13 protein-coding genes are annotated in these 19,196 nt (G+C 72.0%); 7 read left to right on the top strand and 6 right to left on the bottom strand.

Translation table 11 applies throughout. The annotated features are described in order from the left end of the window. Positions 1 to 10: 10 nt before the first annotated feature. Genes ACFPZ3_RS39560 through ACFPZ3_RS39545 form a run of 4 tightly spaced genes read left to right on the top strand, consistent with a single transcriptional unit; the run spans position 11 to position 5,261 of the window. On the top strand, positions 11 to 1,147 hold the full coding sequence (locus ACFPZ3_RS39560; RefSeq protein ID WP_379519490.1) for an ATP-grasp domain-containing protein: 1,137 nt from the start codon (positions 11 to 13) through the stop codon (positions 1,145 to 1,147). Beyond that, positions 1,144 to 2,634, top strand: a complete 1,491-nt coding sequence (locus ACFPZ3_RS39555) for an IucA/IucC family protein (protein ID WP_379519489.1) — start codon at positions 1,144 to 1,146, stop codon at positions 2,632 to 2,634. Before ACFPZ3_RS39560 ends, ACFPZ3_RS39555 begins: the two co-directional genes overlap by 4 nt. Beyond that, entirely contained in the window at positions 2,635 to 4,197 is a 1,563-nt protein-coding gene (locus ACFPZ3_RS39550) for an IucA/IucC family protein (RefSeq protein WP_379519488.1), read from the top strand. It abuts the gene before it with no gap. Next, entirely contained in the window at positions 4,194 to 5,261 is a 1,068-nt protein-coding gene (locus ACFPZ3_RS39545) for a type III PLP-dependent enzyme domain-containing protein (RefSeq protein WP_379519487.1), read from the top strand. Before ACFPZ3_RS39550 ends, ACFPZ3_RS39545 begins: the two co-directional genes overlap by 4 nt. Here the strand turns inward: ACFPZ3_RS39545 and ACFPZ3_RS39540 are convergent. Next, positions 5,221 to 8,502 (bottom strand): ATP-dependent helicase, encoded by a 3,282-nt coding sequence (locus ACFPZ3_RS39540; protein WP_379519486.1) that lies wholly within the window; start codon positions 8,500 to 8,502, stop codon positions 5,221 to 5,223. The genes ACFPZ3_RS39545 and ACFPZ3_RS39540 overlap by 41 nt on opposite strands. Beyond that, complete coding sequence (locus tag ACFPZ3_RS39535; protein ID WP_379519485.1) at positions 8,496 to 11,663, bottom strand: ATP-dependent helicase; 3,168 nt, start codon at positions 11,661 to 11,663, stop codon at positions 8,496 to 8,498. Before ACFPZ3_RS39535 ends, ACFPZ3_RS39540 begins: the two co-directional genes overlap by 7 nt. Positions 11,664 to 11,944: 281 nt before the next feature. Here ACFPZ3_RS39535 and ACFPZ3_RS39530 point away from each other — a divergent pair, with 281 nt between their 5' ends. Next, a complete protein-coding gene (locus tag ACFPZ3_RS39530) occupies positions 11,945 to 12,601 on the top strand; it encodes a class I SAM-dependent methyltransferase (RefSeq protein WP_379519484.1) in 657 nt (218 codons plus the stop codon). 51 nt (positions 12,602 to 12,652) lie between these two features. Beyond that, positions 12,653 to 13,282 carry an NUDIX hydrolase gene (locus tag ACFPZ3_RS39525; RefSeq protein WP_379519483.1) on the top strand — a complete coding sequence of 210 codons (630 nt, stop codon included), beginning with the start codon at positions 12,653 to 12,655 and terminating at the stop codon, positions 13,280 to 13,282. 14 nt (positions 13,283 to 13,296) lie between these two features. On the opposite strand, the gene ACFPZ3_RS39520 is transcribed toward ACFPZ3_RS39525, so the two are convergent. Continuing rightward, positions 13,297 to 14,547, bottom strand: a complete 1,251-nt coding sequence (locus tag ACFPZ3_RS39520) for an MFS transporter (RefSeq protein WP_379519482.1) — start codon at positions 14,545 to 14,547, stop codon at positions 13,297 to 13,299. 84 nt (positions 14,548 to 14,631) lie between these two features. Here ACFPZ3_RS39520 and ACFPZ3_RS39515 point away from each other — a divergent pair, with 84 nt between their 5' ends. Beyond that, complete coding sequence (locus ACFPZ3_RS39515) at positions 14,632 to 15,486, top strand: LysR family transcriptional regulator (RefSeq protein ID WP_379519481.1); 855 nt, start codon at positions 14,632 to 14,634, stop codon at positions 15,484 to 15,486. Between the two features lie 60 nt (positions 15,487 to 15,546). On the opposite strand, the gene ACFPZ3_RS39510 is transcribed toward ACFPZ3_RS39515, so the two are convergent. The 3 genes from ACFPZ3_RS39510 to ACFPZ3_RS39500 form a co-directional block, all read right to left on the bottom strand. Then, positions 15,547 to 18,294 carry a CDP-glycerol glycerophosphotransferase family protein gene (locus ACFPZ3_RS39510; RefSeq protein WP_379519480.1) on the bottom strand — a complete coding sequence of 916 codons (2,748 nt, stop codon included), beginning with the start codon at positions 18,292 to 18,294 and terminating at the stop codon, positions 15,547 to 15,549. A 208-nt stretch (positions 18,295 to 18,502) separates the two neighbouring features. Next, complete coding sequence (locus tag ACFPZ3_RS39505; RefSeq protein ID WP_379519479.1) at positions 18,503 to 18,817, bottom strand: MGMT family protein; 315 nt, start codon at positions 18,815 to 18,817, stop codon at positions 18,503 to 18,505. Further along, the gene (locus ACFPZ3_RS39500; RefSeq protein WP_379519478.1) at positions 18,805 to 19,164 is read right to left on the bottom strand and encodes a hypothetical protein; all 360 of its coding nucleotides are present in this window, start codon (positions 19,162 to 19,164) and stop codon (positions 18,805 to 18,807) included. The genes ACFPZ3_RS39505 and ACFPZ3_RS39500 overlap by 13 nt, the downstream gene beginning before the upstream one ends. Positions 19,165 to 19,196 lie beyond the last annotated feature (32 nt).

Below are 19,196 nucleotides of genomic sequence, written 5' to 3'. Positions count from 1 at the left end.
TGCCTTCGCGTTGCGGCTCTACCTGACCGCGCTCAAACCAACCGATTCCGTGACGGACGGCTTCCTGCCGGCGGCTCGGGCGCTCGGTTGCGAGGTGACGATCCTGACCGATCGCCCGGAGCGACATCCAGACGCGGTGGCGTGTGACGTACGGGACCCACGGGCCCTGATCGACGCCGTCGAACACCTCGGCAGGCCGGACGCGATCTTCACCAACTCCGACCATCTGCAGACGGAGACGGCGCTCGCGGCGGCGTATTTCGGGCTGCCGGGCAAGGACTGGCGGGCGTGCGCCTCGGCCAAGAACAAGTTCCTGATGCGTCGGAGGCTCCTGGAAGCGGGAATCGAGCAGGTGTTCTCCATCCGGATCGCCCCCGGCGAACCGGCGCCCACGCACGTGCCCTATCCGGTCGTCCTGAAACCCCGTGAGGGGGTGGCCAGCGAGGACGTCATGCTGGTCGAGCGCGACCTTCCTGGAGCGGTGGCCGAGGTCAGGAAGCGGCGGGACGGTGAGGCGCTGGTCGTGGAGGAGTACCTCGAAGGGCCGTTGCGGACGCTCGAAACCTTGGGGGACGAGAGCGGGCTGCGGGTGCTCGGGGGATTCGAGACGACTTTGGGGGCTTTGCCGTACTTCGTGGAGGAGCGGCTGGACTGGGCGCCGCCGGATGGGTCCCATGCGCATGTGCTGGAGGCGTTGCGGGCGCTCGAGGTGGGGTTCGGGGCCTGTCACACCGAGTACGTGGTCACGTCCTCGGGGCCCCGTCTCGTCGAGGTGAACTATCGGGCGATCGGGGACCACTGCGACTTCCTGCTGGGGGATGTGCTCGGCGTGCCGGTGTTCGAGTGGATTCTGGGGGTGCACCTTGGGCGGGGGGTGCCTTCCGTGCCGTCCGGGGGGTTCGGGAGCGCGGTCAGCCTCGTCGCGGATCGGGCGGGCACGGTCAAGCAGGCACCCGGGCACGAGAGCGTGGTCAGCGGTGACGTGCGGTTGTGGCATCGGCCGTTGCGGGACGTGGGGGACGTGGTCTCGCTCACCCATACGAACCGGGACTACCTGGGCGTGTTGCGCGCCGTGGGGCCCTCGCGGGAGCGGGTGGACACGGCCATCTCCGAGTATCGGGCGGCGCGGCCCTGGGTGGTCGAATGACGGCTCGGGAGGCGTACCTGGCCGCTCGAGTGCTGGACGCCCTGCTGCGGGAGAACTACGGGGGGCTGGGGTCCCGTGTCGCCAGGACCAAGGACGGGGTCGGGCTGCTGCTGGCCGACGGGCGGTGGGCGCGGCTTTCTCCCGGGGGGTTGTTCCAGGACTTCGTGGTCGCCGGGGATGAGCGGCTGGGGCTGGAGCAGGTGCTGGAGACGCTGGTGGAGGTGTCAGACCCGGCGGACTCGGAAGGGGTGGCGGCCTTCTTCGAGGAGTGCCTCGCCGCGCTGTCCGCGCTGGAACTTCACGATGGTCATGCGGAGTCGGTGCTGCTCGGGCAGCCCTCTTATGAGACGTTGGCCGCCTTTGCCGACCATCCGGTCTATCCGACTTCCCGGGCGCGGGTGGGGTTGTCCGAGCGTGAGCTGATGGCCTACGCGCCGGAGTTCGGGGGCTCGTTCGAGCTGCGGTGGGCGGTGGTGCCGCGCCGCGCGCTCGCGCCGGGCTCCGCCGTACGCCTCCCCGCCGACGTGGCGCCGGCCGGCCGGAACCTCATGGACGACGAGGTGTTGTTCCCCGTGCATCCGCTGGCCGTGGCCGAGGTGCGGAAGATCGACGGGGTGCGGCTGCTCGGCGAGGCGGCCGTGACCGTGCGGCCCACCCTGTCGATGCGGACCGTGGAGATCAGCCCGCGGGTTCATCTCAAGGTGCCGCTGCCCATCAGCACGCTGGGGGCCAGGAACCGGCGGTCGATCAAGCCGGGGACGCTGGGCGACGGGGCCAGGGCCGAACTGTTGTTGCGGGAGCTGGCCGATCCTGACGTGGTGGTGGCCGACGAGCAGACCTACGCGCATGCCGGGCACGAGTACCTCGCGTGGATGGTCAGGCGGCTGCCCGAGGGGAAGATCGTGCCGGTCGCGGCGCTGAGCTCTCCGGGGGTGCTCGATGAGCTGGGTGATGTGCTGCCGGCGTATCTGCGGTTGTTGCTGCGCTGGAACGTGCGGCTCTTCGTGCGGTACGGCGTCGCGCTCGAAGCGCATCAGCAGAACCTGGGCCTGCTGTTCCAGGGTGGGCGCATGCGGCTGCTGGTCAAGGACAACGACGGCCTGATGGCGTCGCCGTCGAGGTTGCGGGCCGCCGGGGTCGAGGTGCCGGAGTTCGGCGACGAGCGCATGGTGAACGACGACCCCCACGCGCTGGCCGACGTGTTCGTGACCATCACGCTGCACCTGGCCGCCGCGGCGGTGGCGTTCGGGGCGCTGCCGCACGACCGGGCGGCGGCGCTGCTGCGGGACACCCTGGCCGAGGAGCTCGACGGGTACGGCGACGACCCCATGGCCAGGATCCTGCGCGCCAGGACGCTCGACGCGGTCAGGCTCACCGGCAAGTCCATGATCACAGCCGGGACCCTCCTGTCGAAGGAACGTTCCGGCGCACGCGACGTCAACAAGTTCTACGGCACCAGCGGGCCCAACTACCTGAGGAGAGCTTGAATGCGAGGACTGGCCCCAGACGCCGCCGAGATCGAGGCGCCCTCCGGCCTGGCCGAGGAGGCGACGCTGGCGGCCCTGCTGCGCTGTAGCGTGCGGGAGGTGGCCGGGCCGCGCGGCCTGGTGTGGCCGGCGCCGCCGTACCTGCTGCTGCGGGTGGCGGGCACGCTGCTGCGGGCCCGCACGCACGGCGGCGCGGCGCTGCGCTTCGACGGCCCGCCCGAGCGGCTGGAGGCCGGGGCCTGGCGGCCGTTGTCAACCGACGAGCTGGTCCGGCTGGTGGAGGCCGAGTTCGCGGAGTCCGGGTCGCAGGCGCACAACGGCGAGTTCGCCGGGCAGGTGACGGCCAGCAGGCACGCGGTGGCGGCGATCCTCGCGGCCAGGGCCGAGGCGGTGCCGCCCGCCGATCCCTGGCTGGCCTCGGAGCAGGCGCTGGTGTACGGGCATCCGTTCCATCCCAGCCCCAAGGCGCGCGGCGGGGAGGGCTGGCTGCGGTACGCGCCCGAGGCGCACGCCGAGTTCCCCGTCAGGCTGCTGGGCGTGCGGGAGGAGGTGCTGGCGGAGGACGGCGACACCGGCGTGCTCGACGCGATGGGGCGGGCGCCGGAGGGGTATCGGGTGTTGCCTGCGCATCCCTGGCAGCTCGAACTGCTGCGGCCGGCGTTCGGGGATGAGCTGATCGATCTGGGGCCGGGGCCGGTGGTGGCGCCGACCTCGTCGGTGCGGACCGTGTACGTCCCGGAGGCGGAGGTCTGCCTGAAGTTCTCCCTGGATGTACGGATCACGAACTGCGTACGGAAGAACGCCTGGTACGAGCTGGCCGGGGCCGTCGAACTGACCGAACGACTAAAGCCCATATTTGACGAAATTTCCGCCAAGCACCCCACCACCCGCTGGCTCCCCGAACCCGGCTACCGCTCCGCCGCCCTCGGCACCAGGCTCCACGAAGGGCTCGGCGTGATCGTCAGGCAGAGCCCCTGGACGGCCTGCTCCCCCGGCGTCGTCCCGATCCTGTCGGCCGCCCTCGCCCTGGAGGTGAAGGCCCACGACCCCCTCGCGTGGTGGCGGGCATACGTGACGGTGGTCGCGCCGCCGGTCCTGGAGTTGTATTTCACGCACGGCGTCGTACTGGAGCCCCATCTCCAGAACGTCCTGGTCGGCCTGGACGCCTCCGGGGACCCCGTACAGGCGATCTTCCGCGACCTGGAGGGCGCCAAGCTCGTCGAGGGCCGCCACGACCTGGGCGGCCTGCACCCCGAGGTGGCCCGCGCCCTGACCTACGACGCCGAGCGCGGCTGGGCCCGCGTGGTCTACTGCCTGCTCGTCAACCACCTCACCGAGATCGCCGCCGCGCTCGCGGGAACGGACGACGACCTGCTGCGGGAGCTCTGGCCGATCGCCGGGGACGTGCTCGCCCGCCAGAGCGCCGACCTGGGCCGGCCGCTGCCGATGTCGGACCTGCTGGCGGGGGCGCCGCTGCCCGCCAAGGCGAACCTGGGCGTGCGCTGGGCCAGGGCGGCCGACCGCGCCGCCGGGTACGTCCCGATCGCGAACCCTCTCGCATGATCGGCCCGCGCGTCCAGGAGGCCGCTCTGAGCCTCGCCGAGGCCCCGGCCTATCTCTATGACCTGCCCGCGCTGGACGAGCACGTCGCGTCCGTACGGCGGGCGCTGGGCCCCACGGAGCTGTACTACGCCGTCAAGGCCAACCCCGACGCCGAGTTGCTGCGGGTGCTGGCGCGGCACGTGGACGGGTTCGAGGTGTCGTCGGCGGGCGAGCACGCGCACGTCACGGGCCTGTTCCCGGGCACGCCGGTGGCGCTGGGCGGGCCGGGCAAGACCGACGCCGAGCTGCGGCTGCCGCACCACCGCCTGCACGTCGAGTCCCCGAACGAGCTGCGCCGCCTGCTCGCCACGGGGCTGGAGGCGGACGTGCTGCTCAGGCTCAACCCGGACCTGCCGGTGCGGGGCGCGGCGCTGACGATGAGCGGGCCGTTCGGGATGGACGGGGACGGGGTGGCCGAGTGCCTGCCGCTGTTCGGCGACCGGGTACGGCTGCGCGGCCTGCACACCCACCTGGCCAGCGGGCTGGAGGCGCCCCAGCTCCTGGAACTCGCGGAGGCGTTGCTCGACCACTCCTACGAGGAGGTCAACCTGGGGGGCGGGATGGCGGTGTCGTACGCGGAGCCGGAGGCCAGGTTCGACTGGGCCGCCTATGGGGCCGGGCTCGGCGAGCTGCGCGGAGGCAGGCGGTTGCGGGTCGAGCCGGGGCGGGCGCTGACTGCGTACTGCGGCCACTACGTGACCCGGGTCGTGGACGTGAAGCGGGTGCGCGGCGAGGCGTACGCGATCCTGCTGGGCGGCACCCACCACCTGCGCACCCCGGTGACCAAGGGCCACGACCAGCCGTTCACGATCCTGCCGACGGGCAAGGGGGCGGGCGTGGCGGGCGAGATCACGTTCGTCGGCCAGCTATGCACCCCAAAAGACGTTTTCGCCCGAAATATCGAGACTTCGGTTCATGTGGGGGACACCGTGGTGTTCGAGATGGCCGGGGCGTACGCCTGGAACATCTCCCACCACGACTTCCTCATGCACCCGAAGCCGGCTTTCCACCATCTAGGAGCCTGACCCCCTCGATCAGCGCGACCAGCCCGGCGGCGTCGAGCAGGTCCACGGGCCGCTCGGTGCGGTTGACGCGGACGTAGTGGAAGGCCGCCCCCACCTCCTCCAACGGCACCCCCGCCAGGTGGGACCAGGCCAGCCGGTAGGCCGCGAGCTGCACCGTCGCGGCCCGCGCGGCCTTCTTGCCCCTGGGCGGCTGCCCCGTCTTCCAGTCGACGACCTCGTAACCGCCGCCGGGCCGCTCGAAGACGGCGTCCATCCGCCCCCGCACCAGCCGATCGGCGATCATGGTCTCGAACGGCACCTCCAGATCGACCGGCCGCCGATCGGACCACTCGCTCTCCTCGAACCGCTCCTGCAGCTCCGCCAGCCGCACGTCGGCCTCTTCGAGCTCCTCGTCGTAGAGCTCGAAGTCGTCGATCAGCCGCTGCTGGTCCCACCGCGTCTCCAGCCACTTGTGGAACGAGGTCCCCCGGCGGGCCAGCGGCGCGGGCTTGACCGGCACGGGACGGCGGATCCTGCGGGCCAGCTCGCGCGGATCGGCGGCCAGCGTGACCAGCGACGACACGGTCAGCTTCATGGGCAGCTCGACCGTGGTGGCGGGCCTGCGCCGGTGCAGGTCCCGCTCACGCAGCAGCAGGTCCGTGTCACGCTGCCAGGCCCGCAACCGCTCCTCCTCGTACGCTTTGAGCTGCTCTTCCTCCTCCTGCCCCAGCGTGCCCGCCAGCGCGTCCTCGACCAGTTGCGCGCCGTCGAGCACGGACTCGTACCGCAGTCCCTCGGGCGTGACCGGCCAGACGGCCTCGGCGGGCTCGGCGAGCAGCGGGTTGCCGGCACCCTCTTCGAGGTCGTCGGCCCAGAACGAGACCCGGTCGGCGGTGTCGCGGATCTCCAGCAGGAAGTCCGACGGCAGCAGGGGCTTGGTGGCGGTGCCCCAGCGGTAGCCGGAGGCGATCAGGTGGTAATGGGCGCGGGTCACGGCCACGTAAGCGAGCCTGCGCTCCTCCATCAGGTCCCGCTCGCGGCATTGCTCGTCGAACGCGGCCAGCTCCTCCTTGCTCAGCCCGCCCAGCCTCGGCAGGTCGGCGGCGTCGCCGCGCAGCGCGTACGGGATCTTGCGCGGGTTCTCCGTCCAGCGGCTGTTCATGACCGGCGTGGCCGGGAACATGCTGCCCGTCGCGATCGTCCCCTTCGAGCTGACGAGCTGCGACAGGCCGGGCACCACCACGATCGGCCACTCCAGGCCCTTCGAGGCGTGCACGGTCATCAGCTTGACGCTGTTGCTCTCGCCGACCCGGCCCGCCTCCAGCCCGAACTCCTCGCTCTCCGCCGCCTGCAGGTAGGCCAGGAACGCCCCCAGCGTCGGGTCCTCCGCGTCGCCCGCGAACCTGGAGGCCGCGTCGAGGAAGGCGTCGAGGTCGGCCCGCGCCGCGAACGCCCCTACGGTGCCGCTGCGCGCGGCCACCTCGATGTCCAGCCCGAGCCTGCGCTCCACCTCCATGATCAGGTCGGGCAGCGGCTGCGCGGTGTGCGCGCGCAACTGGCGCAGCTCCTGCGCGAGCGCGACCATCCGCGTGCGGGCCAGCGGCGAGAACGACTCCAGCCACGCCTCCCTGTCGGGCAGCTCGTCCAGCGCGTCCACCAGGCTGCCGCGCTCCTCGGCCAGGTCGGCCACCACCTGGTCGAGCGGGTCGACCTCGCGGTGGCTCTCGCTCAGCTCGCGGGCCAGCTCCCTGGCGCGCTCCCCCAGCACCCGCAGGTCGGCCGGGCCGATCCGCCAGCGGGGGCCCGCCAGCAACCGGGCCAGCGCGTCGCCGGCCGTGGGGTCGTACAGGACGCGGAGGGTGGCGACGATGTCGTTCACCTCGGGCACGGTCAGCAGGCCGCCCAGGCCCACCACCTCGACCGGGATGTCGCGCTCCTCCAGCGCCCTGCGCAGCGCGGGGAACTGCGAGCGCTTGCGGGCCAGGATGGCGACGTCCTGGGGCTGCACGGCGAGCGTCTTCTTGCGCTCCTTCTCGCCCCACGGCAGGCCGTCGGGCGCGACCTCCTGCCCGAGGATCCTGTGGATGCCGTCGGCGATCCACTTCGCCTCGTCCTCGGCGGTCTCGTGGAAGGCGCAGCTGACGCGGCCTCTTTCGACCCGGTTCGGGCCGGGGACCAGCACGGGAACCTCACGGGCCTCCATGCGCAGCGGGAGTTGCACGCGTGCGGCCACGTCGAGGACACGGTCGCCGTTGCGGAAGCTGACGCTGAGCTGCCGGACCGGCGCGAGGTCCCCTGTGCCGGTGCGGAAGTCGCGCGGGAAACGCCGCAGGTTGCCCGCCGAGGCGCCGCGCCAGCCGTAGATCGACTGGCACGGGTCACCCACGGCCGTGACCGGATGGCCGCCACCGTAAAGGCTTCGCAGCAGGACCAGCTGGGCATGGCTGGTGTCCTGGTACTCGTCGAGCAGGACCACGGAGTAGCGCGAGCGCTCGATCTCGCCGACCTCCTTGTGGCCGGAGGCGATCCTGGCGGCCAGCGACATCTGGTCGCCGTAGTCGATGACCTCACGACCCCTTTTGAGCCGTTCGTACGCCTCCACCAGCGGCAGCAACTGCTCCCTGGCCGCCTGGACGGTGAGCGGCTTGCGCTGGGCCAGCGTCGTCCTGCCGGGGAGCAGCGCGAGCCTGTCGTTCAGCCACTCCCCCACCCGCCGGATGTCGGCGGAGGCCCGCAGGTGCTCCGACAGCTCGCCGGCCAGCTCCAGCAGGGCGGCCGTGACCGAGGGCGGGCCCAGCTCGATCTTGTCCATCGGCCCGTCGTACATCGCCACCACCCGCGAGGCGAGTTGCCACGACACGGCCGGGGTGACCAGGCGCATGGTGGGCTCAAGGCCCTCGCGCAGCGCGTGGTCGGTGACCAGGCGGGCGGCGTAGGCGTGGTAGGTGGACACGGTCGGCTCGTTGTCCAGCGCGCCCGGCTCGACGAGACCGGCCTCCGCCAGGCCGTTCAGCCGCTCCCTGACCCTGGTGGCCAGCTCGGCGGCGGCCTTGCGGGTGAAGGTCAGGCCCAGCACGTTCTCCGGTTTGACCAGGCCGTTGGCGACCAGCCAGACCACGCGGCCCGCCATCGTCTCGCTCTTGCCCGAACCCGCGCCGGCCATGACGACCATCGGCTCCAGCGGCGACTCGATGACCGAGGCCTGCTCGTCGGTGGGGGGCAGGATGCCGAGCTTGCCGGCCAGTTCGACGGGGTTCAGCACACCTGGCCCCCGTTGTCGTTGACCGGGCAGCTCGCCCTGGCCGCGCACGTGCGGCAGCCGTCGTTGACCTTGGCCTGGAAGAACGGGCCCGACATGCCGATCGCCACCGTGTCCACCAGGTCCTTGGCCCAGCCAGGGTCCTTGTCCTCGGCCAGTGGTTGCTGCGCCTGCTCCAGGGCGTCGTTCTTGCCCGCCGCCTTGCCGACCTGCACCAGCGCCGCCCCGCCTGGCTCGGTCATGCCGTGCCTGGAGAACGCGCCCAGCAGCGCGGCGAGCTGGTAGACGCCGAGTTGCGGGTGGCGGTCGAGGTCGCCCGCCTTGGGCTTGGAGCCGCCTGTCTTGAGGTCGATGATCACCGCCCGGTTGTCCGAGTCGCGCTCGACGCGGTCGACGCGGCCCTTGATCTGCACGCCCTCCGACACCATCGCCGTGAACGCCTCCTCCAGGGCCACCAGCTCGCGCGGGTTCTCCTTGTGCCAGCGCAGGAACTTGCCGATCATCTGCTCGGCGACCTGGCGCTGCTTGCGGTTGTACCAGACGCCGCCGAAGTCGAGGTCGTTCCAGATCTGGTCGAGGCGCTCGCCCAGGAGGTCCTCGCTGGGCAGGTCGGTGGCCGCCAGGACGGCCAGGGCGTGGATGATGTTGCCCAGGCCCTGGGCGGTGCTGGTGCCCGCCGCGCCGACCGCCGTCTCCAGGAGCCAGCGCAGGCCGCACTTGGTGAAGCTCTCGACCGCCGACGGGGAGATGTTCACGATGTCGCCGGGCCAGCTCAGGGGGCGGTCGTCGGAGATGGGCGTCAGGGCGTACCAGTCGTTGGGGTGGGCGCCCTGGACTCCTGCGGCGGCGAGGCGGGCGAGCTGCTGCGCCGCGTTCTGCCGCATCTTGCGCGGTTTGGTGGGATCGGTGACCGCGCTCCGCAGGTCGGCCACGAGGGCGGACATGTTCAGCCAGCGGGCCCGGTCGTCCACCGTGGCCGACTCCACCGCGCCCGGCATCAGCTCCGACAGGAACCTGGACGGGCGCTCGTCGGTGTCCTCGCCACCCACGGCGGTGACCACGAGCCTGCGCCTGGCCCTGGTGGCGGCCACGTAGAACAGCCTGCGCTCCTCGGCCAGCAGCTTGGAGGTCAGCGAGGCGGCGCTCGGCTTGGCGCCCTCGACCACCTCCACCAGGTCCTCCACGCCCAGCATCGATCCCCGCAGGCGCAGGTCGGGCCAGACCCCCTCCTGTACGCCCGCCACGACCACGACGTCCCATTCGAGGCCCTTGGAGCGGTGGGCCGTCAGCACGCGTACGGCGTCTCCGTCGGGCGCCCGGTCGGCCAGCGTGTCGCCGGGGATCTCCTGGGCGGCCAGGTCGTCGATGAACACCTCGGGCCCCGCCATGGGCATCCGGTCCACGAACCTGGCCGCGTGGTCGAACAGGGCCACCACCGCGTCGAGGTCTCGGTCGGCCTGCGCGCCCCTGGGGCCGCCCGACAGGCTCAGCCCGCTCCAGCGCTCGGACAGGCCGCTGCCCTGCCAGACGGCCCACAGGAGGTCTTCCGCCGTGCCCTCCTGGCGGGCCGCCTCGCGGGCGGCGGTCAGCAGCTTGGCCACGCGCTCGGCCGGGAGGGCCACGTGGGGCTCCACCCGGGTCAGCTCGCGGGCGTCCTTGATGGCGGCGACGAGCAACTCACCGGACGAACGTGCCTTGAGCTCCTCCCCGGAGGGCTCGGCGCTCACGGCCTCCTCGCCGGGGGACTGGGCGTTCATGGCCTCGTTCTCGGCGATCTTGAGTGCGCGGCGGAGGCGGCGTACCCCGATCATGTCCGTGCCCCCGAGCGGCCCCGTCAGCAGTTCCTCGGCCACCCCCTCGTCGAGCAGGGACGAATCCATCGCCACGCGCAACATCGTGAGCAGCGGCCGCACGCCGGGCTCCTGCGCGATCGGCACCTCGTCGCCCGCGATCATCGTCGGCACCCCGGCGTTGACCAGCGCCCGCCGCAGCAGCGGCACCTGCCGCCTGGCCGAGCGGACCAGCACCGCCATCCGAGACCAGGGAACCCCGTCGATCAGGTGGGCGCGGCGCAGCGTGTCGGCCACGATCGCGGCCTCCTGGCTGGTGCTGTCGGCCAGCAGGACGCGTACGTCGCCGGGGTCGGCCTCCAGCAGGGGCACCAGGTCGCGGTGGCCGTGCCGCTGGTCGTGCTCCGGCGCCGGGGCGACCGGCAGCTTGGCCGCCACCCGGCGGGAGGCCTCCAGCAGGTCGGCCCCGCTCCTGCGGCACACCCGCAGCGCCAGCACGGGCGCCTCGCTCCCGTCGAGGGCCTTGAATCGCTCGGGGAACTTCATGATGCCCTGGACGTCGGCGCCCCTGAACCCGTAGATCGACTGGTCGGGGTCGCCGACCGCGACCAGGTCACGACCGTCGCCGGCGAGCTGGGCCAGCATGAGCTCCTGGGCCGGGTCGGTGTCCTGGTATTCGTCCACGAACACCACGTCGTGCGCCGCCCGCTCCCGCTCGCGGATCTCCGGCCTGTCCAGCAGCGCGGAGGCGGCCCCGATCAGCTCGGCGTAGTCGTAGGTCTCCTCCGGCGCGAGGTCGAACCGGTCCTGGTAGCGCTCGGAGAAGCGCCCCGCCGCCGCCCAGTCGCCGCGCCCGTGCAAGCGCCCGAGCGCCACCAGCCGCTCGCCGTCGAGGCCGCGCTCGTTGGCCCTGGACAGGAAGTCGCGCAGCTCCTCGGCGAAGCCGCGCGTCTTGAGCGCCTCGCGCAGCGACGCGGGCCAGTCGGGCGCGCCCTTCTCCAGCTCGCCGTGGAGCAGCCGCCGGATCTCCAGGAGCTGCTCGGGGCCGGTGAGCAGGCGTGGCGGGGGCTTGCCCTCAAGGATGGACTCGCGGCGCAGCAGCGCGTAGGCGTAGGAGTGGAAGGTCAGGGCCAGCGGGGTGCGGGTGGTGCGGCGCAGGCGGCCGGTGACGCGCTGGCGCAGCTCCTCGGCGGCCTTGCGGCTGAAGGTGAGGATGAGCACGCGCTCGGGGTCGACCCCGCGCCGCTCGATCCTGTCGACCACGCTCTCGACGATCGTGGTCGTCTTGCCGCTGCCCGGGCCCGCGAGCACGAGGAGGGGGCCGCTCCGGTGCTCCACCACGGCACGCTGGTGCTCATCCAGCTCAGGGGGCACATTTGGCCCCCCGCCACCTCTACGCACCAACCGCCAGGTCTGAGCACTCACAGCACTAGATTCCACCAGACCACAGGGGTAGATCGTGCCGACTTGCCCGGTCTCCCCTCGCGATCCGCCTACGGTATCGAGGGAAAAGTGCCCATCTCTGGCGACACGCCGGAGCGCGTGTTCGCCGCGAGCGTTACGAGGCCGGGCATCCGGGCAGGTCCCATGCTTGGCGGAAGCGCGCATACACGATATGTCTTGACTTTGACCAGACGCGATATATCGTCTTTTGCATGATGGCAAAGGGATACAAGGGCATCGGCATGGAGGGCCCCATCGCCCGCTGGTACGCCGCCAGCAACGGCAGGGCCCCCGACAGATACGACGATCAGGTCGTCAAGGTGCGGGAGTACGCACGGCCGGGGGCCGAGATCCTGGAGGTGGCCCCGGGACCCGGGTACCTGTCGATCGCCCTGGCCAGGACCGGCGACTACACGGTCACCGGGCTCGACATCAGCGAGACGTTCGTCGAGATCGCGCGGGCCAAGGCCGCCGAGGCCGGGGTGGAGGTGGACTTCAGGATCGGGAACGCCTCCGCGATGCCGTTCGACGACGGCAGCTTCGACTTCCTCATCTGCTGCGCCGCCTTCAAGAACTTCTCCGACCCGGCCGGGGCGCTGCGGGAGATGCGCCGGGTGCTGCGGCCCGGCGGGCACGGGTTCATCCTGGACCTGCGCAGGGACCCCTCCAAGCAGGCCGTGGACGCGGACGTGGCGCGGATGGGGCTCGGGACGGTGTCCAGGGCGTTCACCAGGTTCGCGCTGCGGTCGTTCCTGCCGCGGCGGGCGTACACGAAAGCCCAATTCGAGGGGTTGCTCGCGAGCGCGGGCTGCACCTCGTACGACATCAGGCAGTCGCCGCTGACCCTGGAGGTGGAGTTTCGGGCGTGACTTCTGCGTTTTGACCGCATACGGAGCGTGCGGCCTTGTAACGTACCGTGCATGCGCTGGCAGGTCCACTCCGAGAAGTCGCTCTACCACGACCGATGGCTGGACGTCCGGGTGGCGGATGTGGAGTTGCCCGACGGGCGCCGTCTCGACCACCGCCTCATACGCTCGGCGCCGGCGGCGGGCGCCGTCGTCACCGACGACAAGGACCATGTGCTGCTCATCTGGCGGCACCGCTTCATCACCGACAGCTGGGGCTGGGAGATCCCGCTCGGGCAGGTCGACGAGGGCGAGCTGCCCGGAGCCGCGGCCGCCCGCGAGGTCGAGGAGGAGACCGGCTGGCGTCCCGGCCCCCTGCGGCCGCTGCTGTCGATCCAGCCGAGCAACGGCATCTCCGACAACCTCCACCACATCTACCGGGCCGACTCGGCCACCCACATCGGGCCGCCGTCCGATCCCTGGGAGGCGGAGCGGGTGGAGTGGGTACGCATGGCGGAGATCCGCAAGCTCGTCGAGTCCGGGGAGATCGTCTGCGGCACCACCATGGCGGCCCTGCTCTACCTGCTCATCGAGAACCTGCCGAACAACGCCATGCCGGCGACCGCGGCGGATCTGACGTTCACCACGGACTACGACCCCAAGAGGATCTACCCGCTCCCGGACGACCTCCCCGAGCTCTTCTGACCCCTGCCTCCCCGTCAGGCGGGCACGGCGGCGCGGGTGCGGCGGAGCGTCAGGCCGTAGCAGGCGAAGGTCACGGCGGTCAGGACGGCCGCGGTCGGCAGAGGGTGGGCGATGACGCCCATGACGGCCACGCCCAGGGTCGCGCCGACCTGGCGGAAGGCGTTGAGCACGCCGCCGGCCGTTCCCGCGGTGCCGGGCGGAGCGCTGTTGACCATGCCGGCCATCAGCGCGGGCAGCACGAACGACAGCCCGAAGCCCATCACCACCAGCCATGGCGCCAGAGTGTCGGTGAGGGCGACGCCGGTCAGTCCCGCGGTGATCAGGGCGAGGCCGCCGAGAATCGGCGGGCGAGGACCGTAGCGGGCCACGAGGCGGCCGGTGAGCAGCGGGTTGACGGTCATGGGGAGCGTGAGCGGGAGGAAGGCCAGGCCGGCCTGCAGCGGCGTCAGGTGGCGGGTGTCCTGCAGGAGGAGCGTGAGCACGAACAGGGCGCCGGAGAAGGCGAAGTTGGCCACCGTGCCGGCGAGCAGTTCGGGCCAGGTCGCGGTGAGCAGGCCGCCGGGCAGGGCGGGGGCGGTGCTGCGGCGTTCCGCCAGGACGAGCGCGGCCAGGGTGGCCAGGGCGAGGAGGCCGGCGACGAGGGAGGGGCCGATCAGGGACTGGGCGAGCAGGCCCAGGAACACGCAGGCCAGGAGCTGTACCCGCCAGTCGATGCGCCGGTGGCCGCCCGGGGAGCGGACCGCGCGCATGGCCAGCAGGCTGATCAGGGCGATGGGCGGGTTGAGCAGGAAAACAGCGCGCCAGCCGTACACGTCCACGAGCAGGCCGCCGAGCAGTGGTCCTGCCGCGAGCGCGCTGCCGGTGATGGCGGCCCACAGCCCGGTGGCGCGGGCGCGGGCCTTCTGGTCGGGGAAGAGCTGGGCGAGCAGGCCGAGCGAGCCGCCCGTGCACAGCGCGCCCGCCACCCCGAGCAGAGCGCGCAGCGCGATCAGCACTCCCAGGTCCGGTGCGGCGGCACTGACCAGGGAGATCACGCCGAAGGCGAGCACACCGACCTTGAAGATCCTGGCCGCGCCGTACCTGTCGGCCACCGCTCCCCCGACCAGCAGCGACGCGGCGAAGGCCACCGTGTACGCGTTGACCGCCCACTGCTGCCCGGCCAGCGAGCCGCCGAGGGAGGCACGCAGGTCCGGGAGCGCGATCGTCAGCACGGTCGTGTCGAGGATCACCAGGAAGTAGGCAAGGGAGAAACCGAACATCTTCATGCGCCTCAGCCTGCTGAAACCCGGCACCCACGCTCAACAGGGGGAACCGCAAGGGGCATTCGGGAAAACCGTATGCTGCAAGGTATGGAACTGAGGCATTTGCGGGGGTTCGTTGCGGTCGCGGAAGGGGGCACCGTCACCGCGGCGGCCAACAGCCTCGGTCTGGCGCCCGCGTCGGTGTCGGAGCAGGTGCGCAGGCTGGAGAGCGGCCTCGGTGTGACCCTCTTCGAGCGCACTCCGCACGGCATGCGGCTGACCGGGCCCGGCGCGACGCTGCTGGCACGCGCTCGTGACCTGCTCGACCACGCCGACGAGGTACGGCGCGCCGTCACGGGCGGGCGCAGGCGCGTTCGGATAGGCGCTCTGGAGATGCTCGCCGCCGCCAAGCTGCCCGCCGTGATCCGTCACCTCTCGCAGCGGCGGCCCGACCTGGACGTGGACGTGTGCTCCTTGACCAGGCAGGCGCTGCTGGCCGAGGTGTCGCGCGGCGAACTGGACGCGGCGCTGCTGCTCGACTCGGGGCCGCAGATCGGCGGGCTGGGCTTCACGCCGCCGCCCGACCTGGAGTTCGCCGACGTGGGTGAGGTCGGGCTGTCCCTCGTCTCGGCTCCCGGCGGGGATCCCGACCCGCTCCTGGTGAGCCCGCTGGGCTGTTCGATCCGGCTGGCCGCCGATCGGCTCTTCGGGGCTGAGGTTTCGCGCAGGGAACTGACCAGCCTCGCCACCGCCCGCGAGTGGACCCGGCAGGGGCTGGGGCGGGCGTTGCTGCCGGACTTCGCCCTGGGGTCGGATCTGGACACGGGGGCTTTGGTACGGGTATCGGACGATCCGCCTGGGTTGGCGCTGCGGCTCGTCTGGCTGCGCAGCCGCGGATCCGCCCTACGCGACGTCCTCTACGCCATGTCCGCCACCCCGCCGACCCCCGTCACCCGGGGTTGAGCCCGGTCCGCACCAGCGCTCCCCTGGGCCGGTAGCAGGCCAGGGGGCGTCGGTGGCGGGTCAGGAGAAGAGGTGGTCCACTACGCGGGCCGTGGCCTTGCCGTCGTCGCGGGGGGCGAAGGTGGCGCGGAAGGCGTCGTAGCGGTCCGCGTGCGCGGCCGCCACCTCGTCGATGGATCGCAGGGCGTCGACCACATCGGCCGACGTCGACAGCAGCGGGCCGGGCGCCTGGTCGGGCAGGTCGATGTGGAGGCCGCGCTTCGAGGAGTATTTCGCCAGGTCGTAGCCGTACAGGACGATCGGCTTGCCGGTGCAGGCGAAGTCGAACATGACCGAGGAGTAGTCGGTCACCAGGACGTCGGCGACCAGGAGGAGGTCGGCGACGTCGGGGTAGGTGGTGACGTCGCGGGCGATGTCGGGGACGGCCGGCGGGGCCTGCATCGGGTGGGCGCGTACGAGGATCTCGTGGTCGGCCCCGAGCGCCTCGCGCGCCTTGGCGAGGTCGAGCTTGACCATGGCGTTCTTGCGGTCGTAGTCGCGCCACGTCGGCGCGTACAGGATCACGCGCTTGCCCTCGGCCAGGCCCAGCCGCTCGCGCACCGCAGCCGCCAGGGCGTCGCGATCGGGCGAGTTGAGCACGTCGTTGCGGGGCAGGCCGCTCTCCAGGATCTCGCCCTTGTAGCCGAACGCCTTGCGCAGCACCGGCGTGGCCCACGGCGACTGCGACAGGAGCAGGTCCCAGCCGCGCACCTCCGCCGCCTGGCGGTGCCAGATCGGGGGCTTGGGGTCGCGGTTCATGTGGGGCTGGTCGTTGCCGATGAGCTTGGAGGGCGTGCCGTGCCAGGTCTGCACCACCACCTGGTCCTCGCGGGCCCGGAACCAGGCGGGCAGGAACGAGTTGGTGATGATGTGGCGGGATCTGGCCAGGGCCTCGTGGTGTTCGCGGCTGCCCGCGCGGACGACGGTGGCGCCGCCCGGCGGCACGAAGGCGCCGTCCTTGACGATCCAGATGTGGTCGCGGTCGTCGCCCCTGCGCAGCCGCTCCTCGTAGATGGCGCGGACGCTGTCGGCGTAGAGGCGGCCGTCGTTGACGACGTAGACGGTCGTGTCGCGCAGCGACTCGGTGCGCTGGGCCGGGTAGAAGACGCGGCGCAGGACGTGGGTGCCGGCGACGCCGCGTTCCTGGGCGGGCCGGTCCTCCTCCACCGTGATCACCGGCACGTCGAAGCGGGTCGAGATCATGCGGTAGACGTGGCCGCCGAGCGTGCGCGGCTCCTCGTCCAGGCCGCCCAGGGCCGCGTGGTCCATGCGCAGCGGGACGATCTCGCCGGACGGGTGGCGCAGCGACATGTTCCAGGTGCCGGAGGCCAGCGGCACGGGCTCGCCGAAGCGGTCCATGGTGGCGGGCTCCACGCGTACGGAGAAGTCGTCGCCGGAGCGCTCCATCGGCACCCAGTAGGACAGCCCTGAGCGGTGCCGCAGCGTGAGCGTGCGGGAGCCGGGAGCGTCGGGGTAGTGGCCGCTCAGGACGAGCGCCGGGCCCTCCCAGACCGCCGAGGTGATCACCGGGCGGATGCGGTGGGCGGAGACGACGACCCGGTCGCGGCGGTCGCCGAGCACGGTGATCTCGCGGTCGCCGACGGGCGTGCGGGTGTCGGCCAGGTCGGCCAGCATGACGGAGGCAGCGGGGTCGCCCTTGGGCTCGACCCAGAGCCGCCGCCCGTCCTTCTCCTGCAGCAGAGTGGATACGACCAGCCCGACCAGCACCTGCGTGCCGTCGCCCGACGGCGTGAAGTCGGCGGCGATGCGGTGACCGCCGAGCCTGGCGTGGCCCTTGGTGACCTGCCGCCCGGGCAGGAAGATCTTCAGTTCGAGGCGTTCGCCGTCGACGGACACGCCGGTCAGCTCGGCCCTGTTGGGCTGGAGCACGACCTGCAGCGCGCGGTCGGAGGTCCAGACGGGCCTGACCCACCAGCCGGGCCTGAGCTTGAGCCCCGCGGGGCGCTCGGGGCGGCCGATCGAGGAGCCGCGCAGCAGGCCGGTCGCCCGCGCGCCCCGGCTCCAGAACACGATCTCGGCCCGCCACGTCGTGGCGTCGGGCACGGAGGGACGGTTGCGCATGCGCCGGCGTACGCCGTGGACCAGGGCGCGCACGGCGCCACGCCAGCGCAGCGGCCACGGGCTCAGGTCGGCGGTGAAGCCGGACCAGTCGTAGTTGCAGCCGGGCTCGCGCGCACCGTGGGTGGCCTCGGGGGCCAGGAGGCGGCGGGTGCGCATGCGGATGGGCGGCAGCCAGCGCGGCCCGCGCAGCACCACGGTCGCCCAGTTGAACCTGCGGCTGCGGACGGAGAGCCCGGCCAGGTAGGCGAAGCCGCTCACGCGGAGCTTGCCGTCGACCCAGACGATGTCGTCGATGTGGGTCACCGGCACCAGGTCGGCGCGCCGCAGGCGGTAGAGGTCGGGCGGCAGTTCGTCGCGGAAGGGCAGGTCGGCGTACCAGCGCAGGCCCTTGCGGATGCGCTTGGACGGCTCGGCCGCCGCGGCCACGACCTTGGTGAGCGTCTCGCCCTCGACGAGTTCGTCGTCGGGCCGATGCTCGATCAGGTGGCAGATGACGCGTCGCGCGACCGGCAGGTCACGTTTGACGCCGGCGTCCACGCCCGCGAGGTAGGGGCGCAGGAGGTCGAGCATTTCGCGCCGTCGCGGGGCGCCACGTTTGACCGCCAGGTCGATGCGGGCCCCGAGGGGACCGCTGAGCACCTCGGTGTCGAACGCCGCGTCGCGACCGCCGGGGCCGACCGCTCGCATGACCGCTTCGAGGGGTTCTCCACGGTCACAGAGATCCTGGACAGCCTTCAGGCGGTCGGCGAGCGAATCGCCGCCCTGGCTTTGGGCTGTGACGCCGGTGGCCATAGGGGTGGCACCGCCTTTCGGGCCGCCATGAGTGTTTTGCCCATGGTAATGGGAGTCACATGTCACCGGATCGCTCGATTAGCGAAGCCGCAGGTCAGATGGGTTACTGAAAATCCGCTGAACGCCCGTCCCAGCGGCCCAGGCGCATGTCCACGCGTTCGCCGCGCAGGGGTGTGCCCTCCTCGCGCCAGTGGGTCAGGCAGCGTCGCAGGTGGTCAGGGGCGGCGGCGGTGCCGTCGGAATGGACGACGCGCCACCAGGGCACGCCGCCTCCCCAGGTGGACATCACCTTGCCGACCTGACGGGGGCCGCCCTCGCCGAGGTATTCGGCGATGTCGCCGTAGGCCATGACCTTGCCGGGCGGGATGCGTTCGACGAGGTCGAGCACCCGCTCGGCGAAGGGGTTCACGGACTCCATGCGGCCGGGCCCGCGTCGATGATCTGCTCGAACTTGCCGATCTCCACGACGCTGCCGGCCGCGGCGACCTCGATGACGCCGTCGCGCAGCCCGTAGATCTCGCCGTCCTCGCCCACGAGGCGGGCGCCGAGCGCGGTCGCCAGCCTCAGGAGCTGGGCCACCTGCCAGTCGGAGCCGGGCTCGCCGACGAGCTGGCCCTGCCAGCTCGCCACCGGATGCGTGCCACCCCCGTGGCCGGCCACGATCTCGTCAGATCCGCGCAGCTCGAAACCGGCCGGCGCGATGGCCTTCGCGAGCTCCGCGAAGGCGAGTGGCGAATCGCGCACCACCCGCAGCTCGTATCCCATGACGCGCGACCATAGCGGATCTTCCGGCCAAC

It is taken from the genome of Nonomuraea insulae (assembly GCF_042656245.1).
This window is presented reverse-complemented; position numbering and strand designations above follow the sequence as displayed.